Here is an 18,452-nt window from a genome sequence, read left to right as displayed (position 1 = left end):
GCGCTCTCAGAGCGGCTCGAGGCACAGGTCGCCGAGCATCTCCTTGCGCTCGATCCACGCCTCCATCACCGTGCGCACGCGATCCATCAGCGCCGGGAGCTGGTCGTCGCTCAGGCCCTCGGTCTCGATCTGCGGCGCCACGTAGACCTCGATGCGGCTGGGCCGCACGGTGACCGACCCCTTGGGCAGCATCCGATACATCCCGCGCGACACGATGGGTACGATCGGCAGACCCGCGTCGCGAGCGGCCCGAAACACCCCCGACTTGAACGGACGCAGCTTGCCGTCGATGGTGCGGTGCGCCTCGGGAAACGCGAGCACCGACACGCCGCGAGAGGCCCGCTCGCGAAACGCATCGGCGATCTCGGAGAAGCGCCCCTCACCCTTGCGCACGGGGATCGCATTGCTCATGCGCAGCAACCAGCCATAGCCCGGCAGCTGCAGGTGCGCGGCGTTCTCCAGCCCACACAGGGGCACCGGGATCGTGCCGCACGCGATGTTGGCATCGAGCACGGACACGTGGTTTTGCGTGAACACGCTGACCCGCGCCTTGTCGTAGCGGGGATCGTAGGTGACGCGCAGCGGCGAGAGCATCAACCACAGCGGCCACGCGACCGCCGGCTGCCAACCCAGCCGCACCTGGAGGTTCTCGAACGGCACCCCGGCCAGCGTCATCGGCAGCGCAACGGCGGCGATGGTGCCCATCCACGCCAACGTGCCCGTCCAGCCCACGACCGACCATGGCGCCCACACGAGATCGCCAAGGACGGTGCGACTGGAGGGAACTGGCATGGGTGCCGGGAGCATGCCGTAGCCGGCCCGACTTCCGCGGAGCCGTCGGCGTGAGCACCCGCCAAAGACGCGCCAACACGCCCTGAGTGCCCGCCATCGACTGCCCCTTGGACTTGCGCAAACAACGCATCACGTCCGTCGAGCAGGCGACCAGCGGTGCGAGGCGCTAGCGTCCGAGCTCGGGCAGCCGCTTGGCCAGCGTGGGCATGGCCACCCTGGCGTCCAGCAGGCGCTGATCGTAGGCCCAGGCCCACGTCGGCTCGATGGTCCACTGGGTGCCGTGGCGCTTTCGCAGCGCGCAGGCGAGATCGTGGAAGCTCCAGCCCTCGTTGCTGTCGACGTGATAGAGGCCGGGTCGCGCCGCCGCGATCCACAGGAGCGCGTCGGCGGTGTCCTCGAGGAACGAGCAGGCGGGGATCCAGCGCGCGCTGGCCCGCACGTGGCTGCGCTGGGCCAACCACGCGGCCATCTGGTTGCCCTGGAGGTCCTGGCCGATCTGCCAGCCCAGGCGGGCGACCTTGGCCTGCGGGTTTTGATCGAGCACCCGCTCCTCGGCGCGACGCTTCTCCATGCCGTAGTCGTGGGCCGCATCGGGTCGGCTGGCGATGGTGTAGGGGCCGGGGCGCGCGTCGGTGAACACCATCACCGTGCTGGTGAACACGAAGCCGATCCCCAGCTCGCGGGTGATCCAGGCCAGCTCGCTGGTCCACTCGTAGTTGACCTTCCACGATTCCTCGGCGCGCGGGGTGCCCTGAGCGGGCTGCGACGCAGCCGCGAGGTGGAACAGCACGTCGGGGCGCTCGCGACGGATGAACGCCTCCATCGACTCGTAGTGGTCGATGGGCACCTCGCTGCGATCCCAGCGCACCAGCCCCCAACCCGCGCGCGCGAGCTTGTGGCACAACACCGAACCCACCGTGCCGTTGCTTCCCGTGACCAGCGCCTTCATGCGGGCCGCAGGGTACCTCACCCGCCTACGGCAGCACGAGATCCGCCATCACCGGGAAGTGGTCCGACGCCAGGTCCGAGAGCGAGCAATCGAGCGGCTCGCCGGCCAGGGGCAGCCACTGCCCGGCGGGCGGGTCATCGGTGCCGTCGTCGCGGCAGGCGTTGTAGACCAACGCTCCTTGCAGCTGCGCGTCGGCATGCAGCACATAGTCGAGCCGCACCGCATCGTTCCAGGTCTGGTCGCGGCTCGAGTCCTCCTGGGTGGCGGGAGCGATCGAGAAGCCCAGGCCCTCGAAGGTATCGAACGGCTGGTAGACCAGCGGCAGCTCGATGTCCGCACCCATGTGATAGGACGGCGGCAGGCCCTCGGGAAGCCCGGTGAAGGTCGAGCCGAGCGCAGGGTCGTCGAGGCTCTCGTTGAGGTCCCCCATGATCACCATGGGATCGTCGGGGTATGCGTCGCGGTAGAGCGCCACCGCCTGCACCACGCGCTCGGCCTCGACCTGGCGCCGAAACCAGTCGATCGGTTCCTGACCCGACTTGAGGTGCAGCGAGACCACCCCCACCGCGCAGGGAGGCTCGCCGGGGCCCGACAGATCGGCCCGCACCACCAAGATGTCGCGGCCCACGTCGTTGGCCTCGGAATCGCTCGAGAGGTCCCAGCCGCTGTACGAGCCCACCATGGACAGCGAAGAGCGGCTCAGGCAGGCGTTGGTGAAGTCGCCCCCGATCGCGGGAGGCTCGTTGGCCTGGATGACGTCGGGGTAGCCCGCTTGATTGGCCAGCGCGAACAGGGTGGCCGTGTCCCAGAAGTCGACCTCCTCGAGGCACACGATGTCGGCGTCGATGCGCGCGAGGACCGACGCGAGTGCCTCGAAGCTCTCGGAGCCCTGGGCGCCCAGGCTCTCGACGTTGAAGCCGGCCACCCGCAGCGACCGGCCCTCGCAGGCGGTGGGCTCGGGGTCCGCCGTGGTCGCGGTCTCGTCGGCCGGCTCGGTCGCGCCGTCCATGGTGGTGTCGTCGACCGCGGTGCCAGCGGGACCCGCCTGGGTCTGCCCTTGGGTCTGGCTCTGGGTCTGGCCCTGCGTCTGGCCCGACGTGGTACCGCCGCCATCGCCGTCGACGCCGAGCGCGTCCTCGAGGCTGCACGCGGACGAGAGCAGCGCACCGATCGCCACCCGTCGCCCCATGCCTCGGATCCGCTCACCCATCGAGATCGCCCCATGGAGCGTAACCGCCCGCACGCGAAAAGGCGATGGGCCGCACCCACGTGCGACCCACCGCCCTCGCATCTCGCAGCGTCGGCCATGCCCCGAAGGGCCGCCGACACCATGGAGATCTCCTACATGTCCATGCCACCCATGCCGCCGCCGGGGCCCGGAGCCGGAGCTTCCTTCTTGGGCTTCTCGGCGATCATGGCCTCGGTGGTGAGCATCATGCCGGCCACGCTGGCGGCGTTCTGCAGGGCGGTGCGCACGACCTTGGTGGGGTCGATGACGCCGTCGGCGAGCATGTCGACGTACTGGCCGGTGCGGGCGTTGTAGCCGTAGGAGTTCTTCCCGTTGCGCACCTCGTTGACGATCACGCTGGCCTCGGCGCCCGCGTTGGCCACGATCTGACGCAGCGGCTCCTCGATCGCGCGACGCACCAGCGCCACGCCGGCCTTCTGCTCCTCGGAGGCGACCTCGAGCTTCTCGAGCGCCTTCTGGCCGCGGATGAGGGCCACGCCGCCACCGGGGACGATGCCCTCCTCGACGGCGGCACGGGTCGCGTGCAGGGCATCCTCGACGCGAGCCTTCTTCTCCTTCATCTCGACCTCGGAGGCCGCACCCACCTTGATCACGGCCACGCCACCGACGAGCTTGGCCAGGCGCTCCTGGAGCTTCTCGCGGTCGTAGTCGCTGGTGGTCTCCTCGATCTGCCCGCGGATCTGCTTGACCCGGCCCTGGATGTCGGCCTTCTTGCCGCCGCCGTCGACGATGGTGGTGTTGTCCTTGTCGACGGTGATCTGCTTGGCGGTGCCGAGATCCTTGAGGGTGACGTTCTCGAGCTTCTCGCCGAGGTCCTCGGTCAGCGCCTTGCCGCCGGTGAGGATGGCGATGTCCTTGAGCATCTCCTTGCGGCGATCACCGAAGCCCGGAGCCTTGACCGCGCACACGTGCAGGGTGCCACGCAGCTTGTTGACCACGAGCGTGGCCAGCGCCTCGCCATCGACGTCCTCGGCGATGATGAGCAGCGAGCGGCCCTGCTTGGCCACCTGCTCGAGCACCGGGAGCAGGTCCTTCATGTTCGAGATCTTCTTCTCGTGCAGGAGGATGTAGCACTCGCTCAGCGAGACCTCCATGCGCTCCTGGTCGGTCACGAAGTAGGGGCTGAGGTAGCCGCGGTCGAACTGCATGCCCTCCACCACGTCGAGCTCGGTGGTGTTGGCCTTGTTCTCCTCGACCGTGATCACGCCCTCCTTGCCGACCTTGCCCATGGCCTCGGCGATGAGCTTGCCGATCTCCTCGTCGCCGTTGGCGCTGATGGTGCCGACCTGGGCGATCTCTTCCTCGCCCTTGGTGGCCTTGGAGAGCTTCTTGATCGCCCCGATCACGGCCTCGACGGCCTGATCGACGCCACGCTTGATCTCCATCGGGTCGTGGCCCGCGGTGACCATCTTGATGCCCTCGCGGAACAGCGCCTGGGCCAGCACGGTGGCGGTGGTGGTGCCGTCGCCCGCGATGTCGGAGGTCTTGGAGGCGACCTCCTTGACCATCTGCGCGCCCATGTTCTCGAACTTGTCCTCGAGCTCGATCTCCTTGGCCACCGTGACGCCGTCCTTGGTGACCGTGGGGGAGCCCCACGACTTCTCGATCACCACGTTGCGGCCCCGAGGCCCGAGGGTGACCTTCACCGCGTCGGCGAGGGTGTTGACCCCCTTGAGGATCGCCGAGCGGGCGTTGTCGTCGAAACGTACTTCCTTGGCTGCCATGTTCTTTACTCTCCTAGAGCGTCTGGGAATTCTGCGATTGGGCTCGCTTGGCTCACTTCTCGATCACGGCGAGGATCTCCTCCTCGCGCAGGACGATGTGCTCCTCACCATCGAGCTTCAGCTCGGTACCGGCGTACTTGCCGAACAACACCTCGTCGTCCTTCTTGACGTCGAGAGCGATCCGCTTGCCGTCGGAATCGCGCTTGCCCTCGCCGACGGCGATGACCTTGCCGCGCGCGGGCTTCTCCTTGGCGGAGTCGGGGATGAACAGGCCGCCGGCGGTCTTGGCCTCTTCGGCGACGCGCTTGACCACGATGCGGTCGTGCAGGGGTCGGAGCTTCATGGTGGATTCTCCTGAGATTCGAAAGTCGTCTGGGGTGTGGGTGAGTCGGTCGCGTCGCGTTCGCGGACGTCGGCCGTAGGGTTCCCGGGTATCCTCGCGAGATTGCAGAGGATTCCCTCTTTGGCACTCGGACCCCCCGAGTGCTAGGCGGCCGCAGTCTAAGGCAGGGGCCCGGGCGGTCAACCCGACCACTCACGAAAAATCATCATCGAGCGTGCGTCGAGCCGTGGGCTGACTCACAATGAAAGGAACGGCGTCCACGGGCGGATGGCGGCCGTTTTCGACCCACCGCGGCAGGACCGGGACGCACGCGATCACTCACGAGGTGAATGGCCCATGCCCACGATGGAGATCCACCACGGCACCCTGGAATCCTTCTTCTTCGATGAGATCGAGCGCGCCAAGGAGCGTAGCGGCCACGTACTGAGCCCCGAAGTCGAGGCCTACGTGGTGAGCTTGCTGGCCCGCTTCGCGCGGCGCACGGCGGTGGCCGGCCGGCGCAGCGAGCCGCTGGCCCTCGACTATCTGAGGGCGCGGGGCCAGACCGGCGCCGCCCGAGCCCAGGCGCTGCGGGGGGTGGGCGACCGGGCGCTCTACATCAGCGGGGTGGCGCCGCGGAGCCTGTCACGGACCCCGGTGAACGTCCGCTACGTGCGGGGCATCGGCGAGGCGGCCTATCGCGAGGTGGTCGATCGAGCCCAGAGCCATGGCCAGTGGGGAGGTGCCCTGGCCGTGCTGGGCGAGCTGGCCGAGGACTTCGAGGACGTGGCCGAGGTCATCGCCGAGATCGTCGACCTCGAGGCCCGCGTGCCCACGCACAACCTCTTGATGATCTACGAGCGATGGCGCCGCGAGGGCGATCCTCGCGATCGCAAGCGGCTCCTGGCCGCCGGCGTGCTGCTCGACACCCACGGAACCGACCAGATGCAGTGACCCCATGCGAGGGACGGGTGACGAGGACACGCCGCTGCGGCGGCTCTATCGCGGGCTCGAGGTGCTCTACCAGACCGAGACCGGGGTGGATCCGGAATCGCTGGTGGTGCGCCGCCCGGCCGGAGAAAGCGGAGCACGCGAGCAGCTCTTGCTGCGCGAGGCCGACGACGGCGAGCTCGAGGTCGCGCTGGTGATCGACGCGGAGGTCCTGGCGCGGTTCGAAGCCACCGTGACGCGACAGCGGACCTTCTGCGACGAGCACCTCGAGGATGCGCTGCCGGTGATCGAGGGCCTCAGCCACCTGGTCTACGTGGCCGAGGCGGCCCGGCGCGGTCGCCCGGTGAGCGGGCTCGAGCTCGAGACCCAGGCCGAGGTCGACAAGCTGGGCCTGTGCCTGCTGCAGCGCTGGCCGCAGGCGGAGCAGAGCTTCGATCGCCTGGTGGACCGGCTCTACTACCGCTTCGAACTGCACCCGATGAGCGACGAGCTCGCCCGCCGCTACCACCACGCCAACCGCGTGGCGCTGGGCTTCTCGCGACGCCTGCGGCCCCACGTGGCCGGGGGGCGGCTGTCGGGGCTGCGGCGGGCGCTGCGGGAGTTTTGGGGGGCATCGATGCAGGACAAGCGTGCGCTCGCGGGGTGACGCGCGCAGCTCCGCTCATCTCGCTCGCGGGACGATCTCCCCGAGCGCATCGCGGTAGAGGGCGTCGAGGGGCAGCTGCAGCTCGAGCGAGGGCAAGCGAAGCTCGTCTCCGGGGCCGACGTCCTCGAACGCCCACAGGTCCCCCGCACGGCGAGAGATCGATGCGAACCGCCGCTCCTGGGCGATCACCACGTACTCGCGAAGCGACGCGAGGCGACGGTACTGGTGAAACTTGGGCCCGAGGTCGTAGTCCTCGGTGCTGGGCGAGAGCACCTCGAACACCACCACGGGATTGGTGATGGCCTGGGGGTCCACGACCGAGCGCTCGAGCGAGCCGCACACCACGGTCACATCCGGCAGGAGCGTGCGGTTGGTCGCCTCGACGCGGACCTTGAGACCAGCGGGCAGCGCGGCGCACGGACGTGCTTCCCTTGGCGACAGCAGGCGCACGAGCTGGGCCACGATCCGCGCATGCTCCGGCGAAGGAGCCACCATCGCCACGATGATGCCATCGTGATACTCGAGCCAGTCCTCGGCGGACTCGGCGAGCGCGAGGTACTGCTCGTAGCTCAGGTCGTGGGCCGCATCGCCCGCCGTCTCGCCCGCCATCACCGGAGGATCGTAGCAGAACCCGCGGCTCTGGTACCTTGGGCTCGAGTAGGCGCCCCCCCATGAAGCTGTCCGCGATCCATGTCTACCCCATCAAGTCCCTACGAGGCGTGTCGGTGAGGGCGGCACGGACGCGGGTCGGAGGGCTCGAGCACGACCGGCGGTGGATGCTCGTGGACGAAGCGGGGACGTTCGTGACGCAGCGCGAGGATCCGGCGCTGGCGCGGCTGACGGTGGGCCTCTTCGACGGGGGAATCCGGGTGGGTGCCACCGGGGAGGCGATCGAGATCCCGCTGCAGCACGACGGCCCGCGCGTCGGCGTTCGCGTGTGGCGTTCGAGCCTCGAGGCGATCGAGCACGAAGCGGGCAGCGCATTCTTCTCCCGGTACCTACGACGACCACTGCGCCTGGTGTACCAGCCCGCCGACGCGCTACGTGTGGTGCAAGACTCGACGCGCCCCGGTGATCGAGTGTCGCTCGCCGACTCGGAGGCGCTGCTGCTCGTGGGCCAGGGCTCGATCGACGGGCTCAACGAGCGCGTGCGCGAGCCCGCGCTGCCGGTCACTCGCTTTCGGCCCAACCTCGTGGTGGAGGGCGCCCCGCCGCACGCCGAGGATGCCTGGGCGACCGTGCGCATCGGAGCGATCGGCCTGCGCGGGGTCGGGCGCTGCTCTCGCTGCGTGATGACCACGCTCGATCCGCTCTCCGGCGACAAGGGGGTCGAGCCCTTGCGAACGCTCGCAGAGTATCGGCGCGAGCACGGCAAGGTGTGGTTCGGCGCGTACTTCGTGGCCGACGACCACGGCTGGCTGCGGGTGGGCGACGAGGTGGTGGTGTCCACGCACACGGATCCGGGGTGATGACCTGGCGGATCGCCCGATCACCCGCCCCGGCGTTTGCCAACCGTCGGGACGGCCCTCAGCGGGGTGCCGCCGCGATGTTGCCCCCGTCGACCGTCAGCACGGTGCCGGTGGTGGCCTCGGCCAGCGCCAGGGCGACGAACCCCGCCGCGACGTCCTGGGCCGTGACCTCGCGCCGCAGGAGGTTGCTGCGGAAGTAGTCGTCGGCGCTCAGCCCCCGGGCGTTGGCCCGTGCCTCCACGTCCTGCGGATCGAGCAGGCTGGTCCGCACCCGATCGGCGTTGATCGCATTGGCCCGGATCCCGGCCTCGCCGCCCTCGATCGCATACTGCTTCATCAACGCGACCAGGCCCGCCTTCGCGATCGCGTAGGGCCCAAAGCCCGGACCGGGGTTGAACGCCGACTTGCTCGCATTGAACAGCAAGAACCCCCCCGTGCCCTGGGCCCGCATCACGGCCGTCGCCGCCGCGGCCAACCACTGGTGCGACAACAGGTTGACCGCCAGGCTGTCGGTGAGTAGCTCGGGCGGACAGCGATCGATCGGAGCCTGCGGAGCAGTGCCCGCGTTGGACACCACGCCATCGAGCCCGCCGTAGCACGCCACCGCCGCCCAGACGCACGCCTCGACGGCGCCACGATCGCGCACGTCGACGACCTCGTGGGGTGCCCCGAGCTCACGGGCCACCTCCGAGAGCCGCCGCGGCTCGCGATCCACCAGGTAGAGCGCGGCCCCCTGCGCCGCGAAGGCACGAGCCGTGGCAGCCCCGATCCCCGATGCCGCCCCGGTCACCAGCACCACGGCCCCCTGCAGCGGGCGCGGCGACTGCTTGCCCAGCTTGGCCTGCTCGAGCGACCAGTACTCCATGTCGAACAGATCCTCGTCGGGCAGGGCCTGGTAGCGCCCCACCGCCTCGGCATCGCGGATCACCCCGATCGTGTGCTCGTAGAGGTCGGCCGCCACCGCGGCCGCCTTGGGCGTGGCGCCCACCCCGATGAGCCCCAGGCCCGGGATCAGCACCACCCGCGGATCCGGATCGAGCGGCACCTTGGCCACCCCACGCGCCCGCAGCTCGGCCTGCACGTAGCGGTGATAGTGCTCGCGAAACGCCCGCAGCGCGTCCTCGACGTGCTCGGCCACCGAGCCCCGCGCATGCTCCGGATCGAGCAGCAGCGGCCACGGCTTGGTCCGGATCACGTGGTCGGGCGTGATCGGCCCGCGCGTGGCCAGGTCCGACAGCTCCACGTCGTCGACGAACGCCCGAATCCGGGTGCTGCGGCGCAGGTGCAGCACGTAGCGCCGCCGCCGTTCCCCCAGCGCCCCGCGCAGCATCGGCGCGAGCGCGGGCCAGTCCACATCGGCCCGAGGCACCACCGCCAGTCCGACCTTGGTGTGGTGCTCGGCGATCACCTGCTCGGCGCGAGACACCGCGGCCACGTGGCGCTCGTAGCTCTGCCGCGCCGTGTCGCCGAACGTGAACAGCCCGTGCTGGAGCAGCAGCAGCCCCTCGCACGCGGGCTCCGCCTCGTAGACCTCGGCCGCGAGCTTGGCGAGGGCGAAGCCCGGCATCACGTAGGGCACCACCGCCAGCCGGTCGCCGAAGATCTCCTTGCAGCGCACCGCCGCATCGGGCTGGTCGACCAACGCGAGGATCGCATCGGCATGGCTGTGATCGATGAACTTGTGCGGCAAGAAGGCGTGGAGCAGCGTCTCCACCGAGGGGTTGGGCGCTGCCGCATCGAGCAGCCGCACGCGCGCCGCATTGACCATGTCCTCGTCCGACAGCGCCGGCCGCCCCCGCAGCGCAGCGAGCGTCCCCAGGCGCACCGCGGGCAGCCCCGCCGGCTCGATGTCGGCCAGGTCCCAGCCGCTGCCCTTGACGCACAGCACCTCGGTGGGCTCGCCCAGATCATCGGGCAGCACCGTCTTGACCGAGGTATTGCCGCCGCCGTGCAGCACCAGCGACGGCTCTCGTCCGATGAGCCGGGAGCTGTAGACGCGCAGCGCCACGTCCTCGTTGCACCCGGGCCCGCGGCCCCAGTGCTCCACCGCCGCGCGAGCCTCGTCGTCCGACCACGCCGATCGCATGGCCCGCAGTAGAGCGTCCGAGCCGGTGGTCTGTAAAGGCCCCGAGCCCCGGACCTGCACCAGGCCCGGGGCTCGTCGGCCGCCGGGGTCGGCCGCCGGGCGGCTAGTCCTCGCAGTGCCCGGAGGTGTCGTTCTCCCCGCCGTCCTGCCAGCACTCGAGCCACGCCTCGATGAACTCGTAGCGATTGACCACGAATTCGCGCAGCGCCTCACGATCCTCGTAGTACCTGTCGTCGTCCCACGGCTTGTGGGTGTCCTCGAGCACGGCCTGCTCGATCTGCGCCGACCACTCGTCGATCGTGGCCAGCATCTCCGCGGGCTGGTAGTGCTCGTGCGTGATCTGGTCGATGAAGCCGATGTAGAGGTCGAAGTACTCCGGATCCTCCAGCGCGAGGTCATAGAACGGGCGCCCGTGGCTCGTGGCCCTCTCCCACGTGATCGGATCGGGATAGTCGGGGAAGGCACCGCCAGACCCGCCGTTGAAGCGCTCGAACGAGCCGTCGAGGTCCCAGGGCAGCAGCATGAACTTGCCGCGATGCGGGTCATCGTAGTAGTAGCCGTTGAGGCCGCCCGCCCAGAACCCGTCCGAGTTGGGGATGACCGCCTCCGTCGCCCACAGCAGCAGTGCCTGCTCGATGTCGAGGTACTCGCCGAGCGCCTCGGTCGTGTCCGCCCCGATCATCGCATCCAGCCGCTCGCTGGTCGCGATGCCCTCGTTGGTCTTGATCTCCCACTTCGCTCGCTTCCACAGATCCCCGGTGGGATCCTCCATCGTGCGCTCGAGGAAGATCTCGTCGATCTTCTCCATGTTGGTGAAGAGGCCGTAGTACTCGCCGTTGATCATCAGGCGCGCGTGGTTGGCACACGGCGCCCGCAATCCCACCCTGCGCATGACCGCCAGCGCCAGCCGATCGCGCAGGAAGTGCTTGTTTCCGGTGGCGGCATCGAGCGCCATGCGCCGCAGCCCCATGAAGCTCCCCTCGGGATCCTGCACGTGGAAGCCGATCTGGAACTGCATCTTGTCGTCGGGGAGCGGCTCCCACATCTCCGCGTTGCCGCGCAGGCGGATCGAGGCGTTCGTGATCACCGTGTCCTCGTACCTGAACTCGGCCAACGAGTGGTATGGCTTGACGTCGTACCCCTCGACGTCCTCGTAGATGTGTCCGGTGTCCCACTCGTACTGCAGCTGCTCCCAGATCCCCGGATGGATGGTCAGCTCGAACGTGGGCAAGACGTCCTGGGCGTAGATGATGTGGCAGCCCTCCTCGTCGAGCGGGTAGGTCTCCTCGGGCGGAGGCTCGGGGATCGAGCCGGTCTCCCCCGCGGGGCTCGGCTCGCCGCCCGACGTCGTGTCATCGGCGTCGGGAACGGGCACCCGTCCCGGCAAGGGCGCCTGACCGCCCGAGTCCTCCGCCGAGTCCACGCCGACCTCCTCGCCGGTCATGTACGCCGAGTCCGCCGGGCCGTCCGAGAGCCCCGTGTAGCACCCGACGGCGCCGCAGCACGCAACCACCAACAATCGTCGATTCGCCACAGCCATGTCCTTGCCTCGGGCGAGCCACCGGCGTTCACTCGCACGGGAGCCCGCCCATCGATCAAGCTAGGACGGATCCTCGGCGCCGCAGCGAAACCAATCGGAGGATCGCATCGGTCGAGGTTCGCCTCGGCCGAGGTTCGCATCGGCCGAGGTTTCGCATCGGCGCCCCAGGTCGGGGTCGCCGTCGCGTACGGTGGCCCGCCCGCCGCGTCACGCAGCGAGCGTCGAGGTCGACGTCACACGACCCGAGCGCCCCTGTCTCCGTCCGTCCAGGGCGCCCGGTCGTCCTCGGCGGCTCAGAGCTCGACGCAGTGGCCGGTGCCGTCGTCGACTCCGCCCTGCTGCCAGCACGCCAGCCACTGGTCGACGAAGTCGTAGCGCTGCGGGACGTACTCGCGGAGGTCTTCGAGCCGGTTGTAGTAGAGGTTGTTGGAGTACGGCTTGTTGACGTCGTCGAGCACGGCCTGCTCGATCTGCGCCGACCACTCGTCGATCCATGCCAGCATCTGGTCGGGGTCGTACCCCTGGTGCAGGACCTCGTCGACGATGTCGATGTAGAGGGCGAAGTTCGCGGGATCCGTCAGCGCGAGGTCGTAGAACTTCCGCCCGTGGGTCGTGGGTTTCTCCCACGTGAACGGATCGGGGTTGAGGGGGTAGTCGCCGTCGGGCTCGTCGTCGAAGCGCTCGAAGGTGTTGTCCTTGTCCCAGGGCAGCAGCATGAACTTGCCGCGGTGGGGATCATCGTAGAGGTACCAGTTGAGACCACCCGCCCAGGCGCCATCGGAGTCGGGGATCACCGCCTCGGCCGCATACACCCGCAGCGCCTGCTCGATGTCGAAGAAGTAGTCGAGCGTGGTCACGTCGACCGCGTTGCGCAGCTCGTTGAGCCGGTAGAGACTGGCCGTGTCCTCGTTGGTCTTGAGCTGCCAGTTGGCCCGCTTCCACAGGTCGCCCGTGGGGTCCTCCATGGTGCGCTCGAGGAATTCCTCGTCGAGCTTCTCGATGTTGGTGAACAGCCCGTAGTACTCGCCATTGACGTTGACCCGTGCGTGGTTGGCACAAGGCGCCCGGATCCCCACACGACGCATGACGGCCAGCGCCAGCCGATCCCGCAGCATGTGACGATTGAACGTCGCGGCATCGAGCGCCAGCCGTCGCAGCCCGAGGAAGCGCCCCTCGGGGTCCTGGGTGTGGAAGCCGATCTGGAACTGCATCTTGTCCCCGGGCAGCGGTGTCCACCACGTCGGGTTGCCGCGCAGCCGGATCGAAGCGTCGGTGATCACGATGTCGCCGTAGCGGAACTCCTGCAGCGAGTGATAGGGGGCGGTCTCGACGCCCGCGTCTTCGTTGGCCGGGCCGTTGTTCCACTCCCACTCCAGCTGCTCCCAGATCGTGGGGTGGATGGTCAACTCGAACGTGGGCATGATGTCCTGGGCGTAGAGCCCATGGCAGCCCTCCTCGTCGAGCGGCGGGATGTCTTCGTTGGGATCATGGGGCTCTCCCGTGCTCGAGCTCGACTCGCCCGACCCGCTCGATCCGGAGTCATCCGTACTCGTGGAGACCTCGGCCGAGCTCGTGGTCGCATCGCCGGACTCCGTACTCGTGGAGCCCGTCGTCGCGTCCATGGTGGTCGTGTCCTCCGTGCCATCCGAGCCCGAAGGGGACTCGTTGGTGCACGCGATCACGCCCCCACACAGCAGAACCCACCGCCATCGATTGCCAATTCTCATCGTCATGCGTCAGCGCGATACCGCACGGTACCACCACCCGGACACGAGGTTACCACCACGGCGTCATCGGAGCACCGTCCATCGAATCATTCCGCAGGCGTTCTTGCGGGAGGGGGCGGTCTCCCAGGCACCCGTACAGTCGCCCATACAGTCGTGGATCCACCGCCACCCGCACACCGACCACCGATCCACGTGGTCGCTGGGGAGCCGATGTATGCACGCCATCGGCCCGAACGCCGGAGCCGAGGAATCGGCCCCTCCGACGGTGCTACCCTCCCACTCCGCCATGGAAGTCTTCGGCAGTCGGGTCCCCGAGCTACGCGATCAACTCGTCGGTTGGGAGGGCTTTGGTGACATGCGCTTCATTGCGCAGATGGGTGGTGTGCTCCTGTCCGCCGTGGTGCTCGCGGTCATCATTGGCTACCACCCGTCGATTCGGCGCAAGGCGTCCACGCTCGAGGAGCTCGAGCAGCCCAAGACCTTCATCATGTACTCCATCGTGGCCGCGCTCATCGCCCTCATCGTGAAGGTGCAGCCGAGCATGGCGCTGGTGGTCTTCGGCATCGGGGGTTTGCTTCGCTTTCGGACCAACGTGGGACAGGCCAAGGACACGGGTCGGGTGATCCTGGTCACGGTGGTGGGCCTTTGCTGTGGTCTCGAGCTCTACGTGATCGCGGTGCTCGCCACCCTCTCGGGCTGGGTGCTCATCTTTGCCCTCGAGGGGCACACGGTAGGCAAGCTCGTGGTCCAGGGCCTGCCTCGCGAGATCATTGCCTCGGCCGCGGCCGGCTACACCCGCGTGCTCACCGAGGCCGGCTGTTCGATCGTGGGCGAGGAGCGCTACATCGAGAAGGGCATCGCGACATTCGTCTACCGGGCCCCCCGCGGCGTGGGCCGCAAGGCGATCGAGAGCCGCTTCGACAGCCTGCCCGAGGCCGAGCGGGGGGCGGTGAGCTGGGATACGGTATGAGGCCGGCGGAGCCGGCCGGAAGGCCCCGCGGCGCCGCCAGGCGACGCCCCCCAAGGGGGCCGCCAAAAACAGCCAAGAAACGCACCACCCCACCCACACCCTCCGACCCCATTTCCCTACCTCTTCCACCCTCCTAGAAATCGTCCTCCGCCGCCTCCACCAGCACCTCCGCGATCCGATACACGTGATTGCCCACGTTCTCGAACGTGCTGATCACCTCGATCCTCCACAGGATCGCATGCTCGCGCCCCCGCGACTCGGGCAGCTGGGCCAGCAGCCGCGACCGTAGCTCCGTCTCCTGCGCGTTGATGTCGATCTCCCGCATGCGCGATTGCTCGATGTCGAGCCGGGTTCGGCCCCGCAGGTGCTCGATGGCCCGATCGAGTCCGCCCCGCGTCAGCTCGTACATCGTGGTGAAGGCCTCGAGCGCGACCTTGTCGACCCCATAGTCCTTCTCGATCCCGCGCTCCGCGAGCTGCTGCAGCTCCTCGAGCGAGCGCTGCAAGTGCAGCACCGCCACGCACGCGGCCGTGGCCCTGGCCACGGCCGGATCGTCGGAGCGGGCCAGCTCCACCACCGCGCGCTTGATGTCGGCCCGCGCACCGGAGATCCCTTCGTCGCCACGGACCGCCTCCCGGCGCTCGCCGTGCCGCAAGAGGGCCATGGTCGCTTCCATCGTGCGCCGGTCGCTCCGGAGGCTCAGCACCAGCGCATCGGACACCAGCATGATCGGATCGTCGACGGTCGAGGGCCGGCGCACGGGCACCGCATCGGCGCTCCCGCGGTGCTTCCCGGGCAACGCCCGCAGCACCGCGGCAGCCGCCGACGGCACCACCGGCGTCATCACCAGCACGGCGAATGCCTGCACCACCACGAACGACAGGGCCAGGTGGGACGCGAGGTTGGGCAGCAAGATCTTCTTGCCGTACGCCAGCTGGCCCGGATCGGTCCCCAGCACCAGCTCGCCCAGCGTGACGACGGGGGGCACCAGCAGCAGGAACACCGCCGTGCATCCCGTGCAGAGGAGCACGTGCCCCACCGCCAGGCGCGCGGCCCCGCGGCCGAATGGCAGGGCCAGCACGAACGTTCCCAGGCTCGCGCCGATGTTGGTGGCCGCGACGATCTCGAGCCCCTGCCGGGGACTGAGCAAGGCGGTCGACTCACTGATGCTGAGCACCAGGCCGAACGCCGCCCCTGGCCCCTGCAGCAGCGCCCCCAGCACCGTCCCCGCCAGCAGCCGCGCCCCCAGCCCCGCCACGCCATCCTCGCGCAGAGCATCGAGATAGGGCAGCACGTCGGGATCGCCCATGATCGGCTGGAAGCCGCTGCGCAGCACGCCGAGCCCGTAGAACAGCAGGCCCATCCCCAGCACCAGCTCGCCCGCCGACTCGCCGCGACGATGGCGCGCCATGGTCAGCAAGGCGACACCAGCCGCCACGATCCACAGCGCCTGCCGTGAGAGCCCGAGCGGGAGCACGAGAATGGCGGCCGCGACTCCCAGGTGGGCACCCAGCAGCACCACCAGCGCCGCACTGAAGGAGAGCAGGCGAGACTCGATGAGGCCCACCACGAACGCGGCCACCGACAGCATCGACTGACCGACCCCGCCAGCGACGACACCCAGGCCCAGCCCGCGCAGGGGCGCCCCCGTCCAGCGCCCGATGGCCGCGCGCATGGGCTGACCGGCGTAGCCCCGCAGCCCGTGGGCGAGGGTACGCAAGCCGAACACGAACAGCGCCAGGCCCCCCACCAGGCTGCGCAGCAGCCTGCGGGTTCTCAGCCGCTTGATGCGGATGGTCTGAGGCGCCGTCCTCCGCTCGCTCGTGACCAGGCGCAAGGAGGTCGAGCCTGGCTCCGCATCGGCGGGGACCTCGACCACCAGCTGGTCCTCCGAAGCGTGCAGCACGGGCACGAGCCGCGTGCCGATCTCGACCCCGAGCGCGCCGATGGGGATGTCGTCGTGGCCCTGCACACGGACGATCACCGCCGACCCCGCGTAGGCCTCCACGGGCTTGACCGAGGCGATCTCGAGCACACCGTCGAGCACCACGGCCGCGGGCTCGGATTCGCCCGCCCCGTCGTCGTCATCGTCGTCGTCGTCGAGCGCTCCCACCACCACGAGCACGATGGCGAGCAGCCACCACAGGGCCACGCGAAACGCCCGCGTCCGCAGCCACGATGGCGAGGGTGGCGTCAACACGCGCGGCACCTCCCGCTGCATCGGTGCCACCTTTCACGACAGTCGTCGACGGCGCTCACTGAACGAAAGGACCTCTCCATACCTGGCTTATGGCGTTCGGCAACGTTTTGCGAGCCTACCACTTGCTGCGTCCGAGTCTTGAGATTCTGCTACTGTGCCGTGACATCGGGAAGAGGAGCATGATGGAGAGCGGGCTCGCAAAGCTGGCTGGGAAGGTCATCGCCTTCGAGGGGCTGGACGGGGCCGGCAAGTCCACGGTACTCGGGGTACTGTCCAAGCGACTGCGCCAGGCCGGCTGTACCGTGTTCTTGCCACGATCGGGAAAGGATCACTCCTCCCGCCCCGCACGGATGATTCGCGAGCTCACCCGCGATCGCGTCAACCTCGAGCTGCGCCCGCGCGCCGAACGAGAGCTCTACTGCGCGCGCGAGGCTCAGATCCTCGACGAGCAGGTACGCCCGGCCATCGCTCGTGGCGAGACGGTGCTCCTCGATCGTTCGATCCTCACCGCGGTGGTGCTGGGCGCGTACGGCCGCGGCCTGCCGCGCGACGAGTGCGAGATGGCGGCACGCATGGCCAGCGGCGGCCTCGACCCCGACGTCACCGTGATCCTCGACGTCCACCCGCGCACCAGCAAGATCCGCAAGCGTCTCGATCGCGCCCGCAATCCCAAGGTCCGCGATCCCTCCCGCAAGGGGCTGTCGGGCTCGGGCCTCAAGGAACGGATCCGCGAGGGCTACCGCGAGCTGGCCGCCGAGCGCGGCTACCTGCTGTTCCACACCGAGCGCGTGGGACCGTCCACCGTGGCCGAGCGCGTGGTGGAGGCGCTGGCGACCGGCGCCCCGCCCTCGACGCTCGAGGATCCGAGCGACGGAGTGCCGGTCTGGCAGACGGCGCCCGAGCACGGTCTGACCGAGGCCCTCGCCGAGCTGCCCGAGAACATCGCGCTCTACATGACCCGCAACCTCATCGCAGGTCGCGCGCTCCGCCGCAGCGCCGCGACGCGAGAGCCCAGGCTGGTCGCATGGGCGCTGGACGTCGAGGATCCGCTGCTGCCCGACCTCGCCACGCAGGTGCCCGAGCACGCGCTCTCGGGGTGGATCCGCCGCCCGCTCGACGACGACGATCTGCGCGTTCGGCTGATGGCAAGCGCACCCGCTGCGGTGGCGCGAGCGCTGCGCCATCTCGACGACGAGCGCTCCGATCGCATGCGCGAGCAGCTGGCCGAGCACGCGCCGGGCGAGGTCCTCGAGAGCCTCGCCGGACGCGAGGACGACCTGGCCCGCGCGCTGCGGCAGCGCCTGTGGAGCGCAGGCAACGTGGCGCAGGCGGCCATCGGCATCGCGGGGTGCCACGGCGAGGACGCTTGGCGACTCCGAGACGAGCTGTTCGAGCGCGACCCGGCGATGGCCCTGCGCAGCCTCAAGGGGCTGCACGACGACCGAAGCCGCCAGCGGCTCGAGCGCTACGCTCCCCTGGCGCCCAAGGCCGTGCTGCAAGCCATGGTCAACGACGGCCGCGACTTCGCCCACGGCCTGCGCCGCGAGCTGCTCAGCGCCGGACGCGAGGTGATCGAGAGCCTGGGCTCGCTCGACGACGAGCCCTCGCTCGAGCTCCGAGAGGAGCTTGCCGAGCGCTGGCCCTCCACCGTGGCCGGCAGCGTGTCTGCGCTGGCGCCCAGCGCTCGCATCGAGGCCTTGCTAGACCGATGCAAGGCCCATGGTGCCGGTGACGTGCACGTCCTTCGCCAGTTTGCCGCACGCGAGGAACGAGACCAACGACCGGCCTGGAAACGCGGCGAGGACCTCGAAGGAACGGAAGACTAGG

15 protein-coding genes are annotated in these 18,452 nt (G+C 69.3%); 5 read left to right on the top strand and 10 right to left on the bottom strand.

Translation table 11 applies throughout. The annotated features are described in order from the left end of the window. Positions 1 to 6: 6 nt before the first annotated feature. The 5 genes from OEB96_RS32140 to groES form a co-directional block, all read right to left on the bottom strand. The gene (locus OEB96_RS32140; RefSeq protein WP_266220645.1) at positions 7 to 792 is read right to left on the bottom strand and encodes a lysophospholipid acyltransferase family protein; all 786 of its coding nucleotides are present in this window, start codon (positions 790 to 792) and stop codon (positions 7 to 9) included. Between the two features lie 166 nt (positions 793 to 958). Then, positions 959 to 1,741, bottom strand: coding sequence for a sugar nucleotide-binding protein (locus OEB96_RS32135; protein WP_266220644.1), 783 nt, complete (start codon positions 1,739 to 1,741; stop codon positions 959 to 961). Positions 1,742 to 1,766: 25 nt separating this feature from the next. After that, a complete protein-coding gene (locus OEB96_RS32130; protein WP_266220643.1) occupies positions 1,767 to 2,951 on the bottom strand; it encodes an endonuclease/exonuclease/phosphatase family protein in 1,185 nt (394 codons plus the stop codon). Positions 2,952 to 3,082: 131 nt separating this feature from the next. Next, positions 3,083 to 4,714 carry a chaperonin GroEL gene (gene groL / locus OEB96_RS32125; protein ID WP_266220642.1) on the bottom strand — a complete coding sequence of 544 codons (1,632 nt, stop codon included), beginning with the start codon at positions 4,712 to 4,714 and terminating at the stop codon, positions 3,083 to 3,085. Positions 4,715 to 4,766: 52 nt separating this feature from the next. After that, positions 4,767 to 5,057: a co-chaperone GroES gene (gene groES / locus OEB96_RS32120; protein WP_266220641.1), complete on the bottom strand. Its 291-nt coding sequence runs from the start codon at positions 5,055 to 5,057 to the stop codon at positions 4,767 to 4,769. Positions 5,058 to 5,393: 336 nt separating this feature from the next. Between groES and OEB96_RS32115 the strand changes: the two genes are divergently transcribed. Both OEB96_RS32115 and OEB96_RS32110 read left to right on the top strand, forming a co-directional pair. Further along, the gene (locus OEB96_RS32115; RefSeq protein ID WP_266220640.1) at positions 5,394 to 5,990 is read left to right on the top strand and encodes a hypothetical protein; all 597 of its coding nucleotides are present in this window, start codon (positions 5,394 to 5,396) and stop codon (positions 5,988 to 5,990) included. Between the two features lie 4 nt (positions 5,991 to 5,994). After that, positions 5,995 to 6,633: a hypothetical protein gene (locus OEB96_RS32110; RefSeq protein ID WP_266220639.1), complete on the top strand. Its 639-nt coding sequence runs from the start codon at positions 5,995 to 5,997 to the stop codon at positions 6,631 to 6,633. 15 nt (positions 6,634 to 6,648) lie between these two features. On the opposite strand, the gene OEB96_RS32105 is transcribed toward OEB96_RS32110, so the two are convergent. Continuing rightward, a complete protein-coding gene (locus OEB96_RS32105) occupies positions 6,649 to 7,242 on the bottom strand; it encodes a Uma2 family endonuclease (protein ID WP_266220638.1) in 594 nt (197 codons plus the stop codon). A gap of 62 nt (positions 7,243 to 7,304) precedes the next feature. Here OEB96_RS32105 and OEB96_RS32100 point away from each other — a divergent pair, with 62 nt between their 5' ends. Continuing rightward, a complete protein-coding gene (locus OEB96_RS32100; RefSeq protein WP_266220637.1) occupies positions 7,305 to 8,102 on the top strand; it encodes an MOSC domain-containing protein in 798 nt (265 codons plus the stop codon). Between the two features lie 58 nt (positions 8,103 to 8,160). On the opposite strand, the gene OEB96_RS32095 is transcribed toward OEB96_RS32100, so the two are convergent. The 3 genes from OEB96_RS32095 to OEB96_RS32085 form a co-directional block, all read right to left on the bottom strand. Beyond that, the gene (locus OEB96_RS32095) at positions 8,161 to 10,188 is read right to left on the bottom strand and encodes a bifunctional aldolase/short-chain dehydrogenase (RefSeq protein ID WP_266220636.1); all 2,028 of its coding nucleotides are present in this window, start codon (positions 10,186 to 10,188) and stop codon (positions 8,161 to 8,163) included. Between the two features lie 103 nt (positions 10,189 to 10,291). Continuing rightward, the gene (locus OEB96_RS32090) at positions 10,292 to 11,722 is read right to left on the bottom strand and encodes a CotH kinase family protein (RefSeq protein WP_266220635.1); all 1,431 of its coding nucleotides are present in this window, start codon (positions 11,720 to 11,722) and stop codon (positions 10,292 to 10,294) included. Between the two features lie 299 nt (positions 11,723 to 12,021). Then, complete coding sequence (locus tag OEB96_RS32085) at positions 12,022 to 13,461, bottom strand: CotH kinase family protein (RefSeq protein WP_266220634.1); 1,440 nt, start codon at positions 13,459 to 13,461, stop codon at positions 12,022 to 12,024. Between the two features lie 280 nt (positions 13,462 to 13,741). Here OEB96_RS32085 and OEB96_RS32080 point away from each other — a divergent pair, with 280 nt between their 5' ends. Then, a complete protein-coding gene (locus tag OEB96_RS32080; protein WP_266220633.1) occupies positions 13,742 to 14,425 on the top strand; it encodes an MgtC/SapB family protein in 684 nt (227 codons plus the stop codon). Between the two features lie 133 nt (positions 14,426 to 14,558). Here the strand turns inward: OEB96_RS32080 and OEB96_RS32075 are convergent, their stop codons facing one another. After that, the gene (locus OEB96_RS32075; protein WP_266220632.1) at positions 14,559 to 16,625 is read right to left on the bottom strand and encodes a Na/Pi symporter; all 2,067 of its coding nucleotides are present in this window, start codon (positions 16,623 to 16,625) and stop codon (positions 14,559 to 14,561) included. A 179-nt stretch (positions 16,626 to 16,804) separates the two neighbouring features. Here OEB96_RS32075 and OEB96_RS32070 point away from each other — a divergent pair, with 179 nt between their 5' ends. Next, the gene (locus OEB96_RS32070; protein ID WP_266220631.1) at positions 16,805 to 18,451 is read left to right on the top strand and encodes a dTMP kinase; all 1,647 of its coding nucleotides are present in this window, start codon (positions 16,805 to 16,807) and stop codon (positions 18,449 to 18,451) included. The last annotated feature ends 1 nt before the right edge of the window (position 18,452 follow it).

This window comes from Paraliomyxa miuraensis, assembly GCF_026337845.1.
Taxonomy (GTDB): Bacteria; Myxococcota_A; Polyangia; order Nannocystales; family Nannocystaceae; genus Paraliomyxa; species Paraliomyxa miuraensis.
This window is presented reverse-complemented; position numbering and strand designations above follow the sequence as displayed.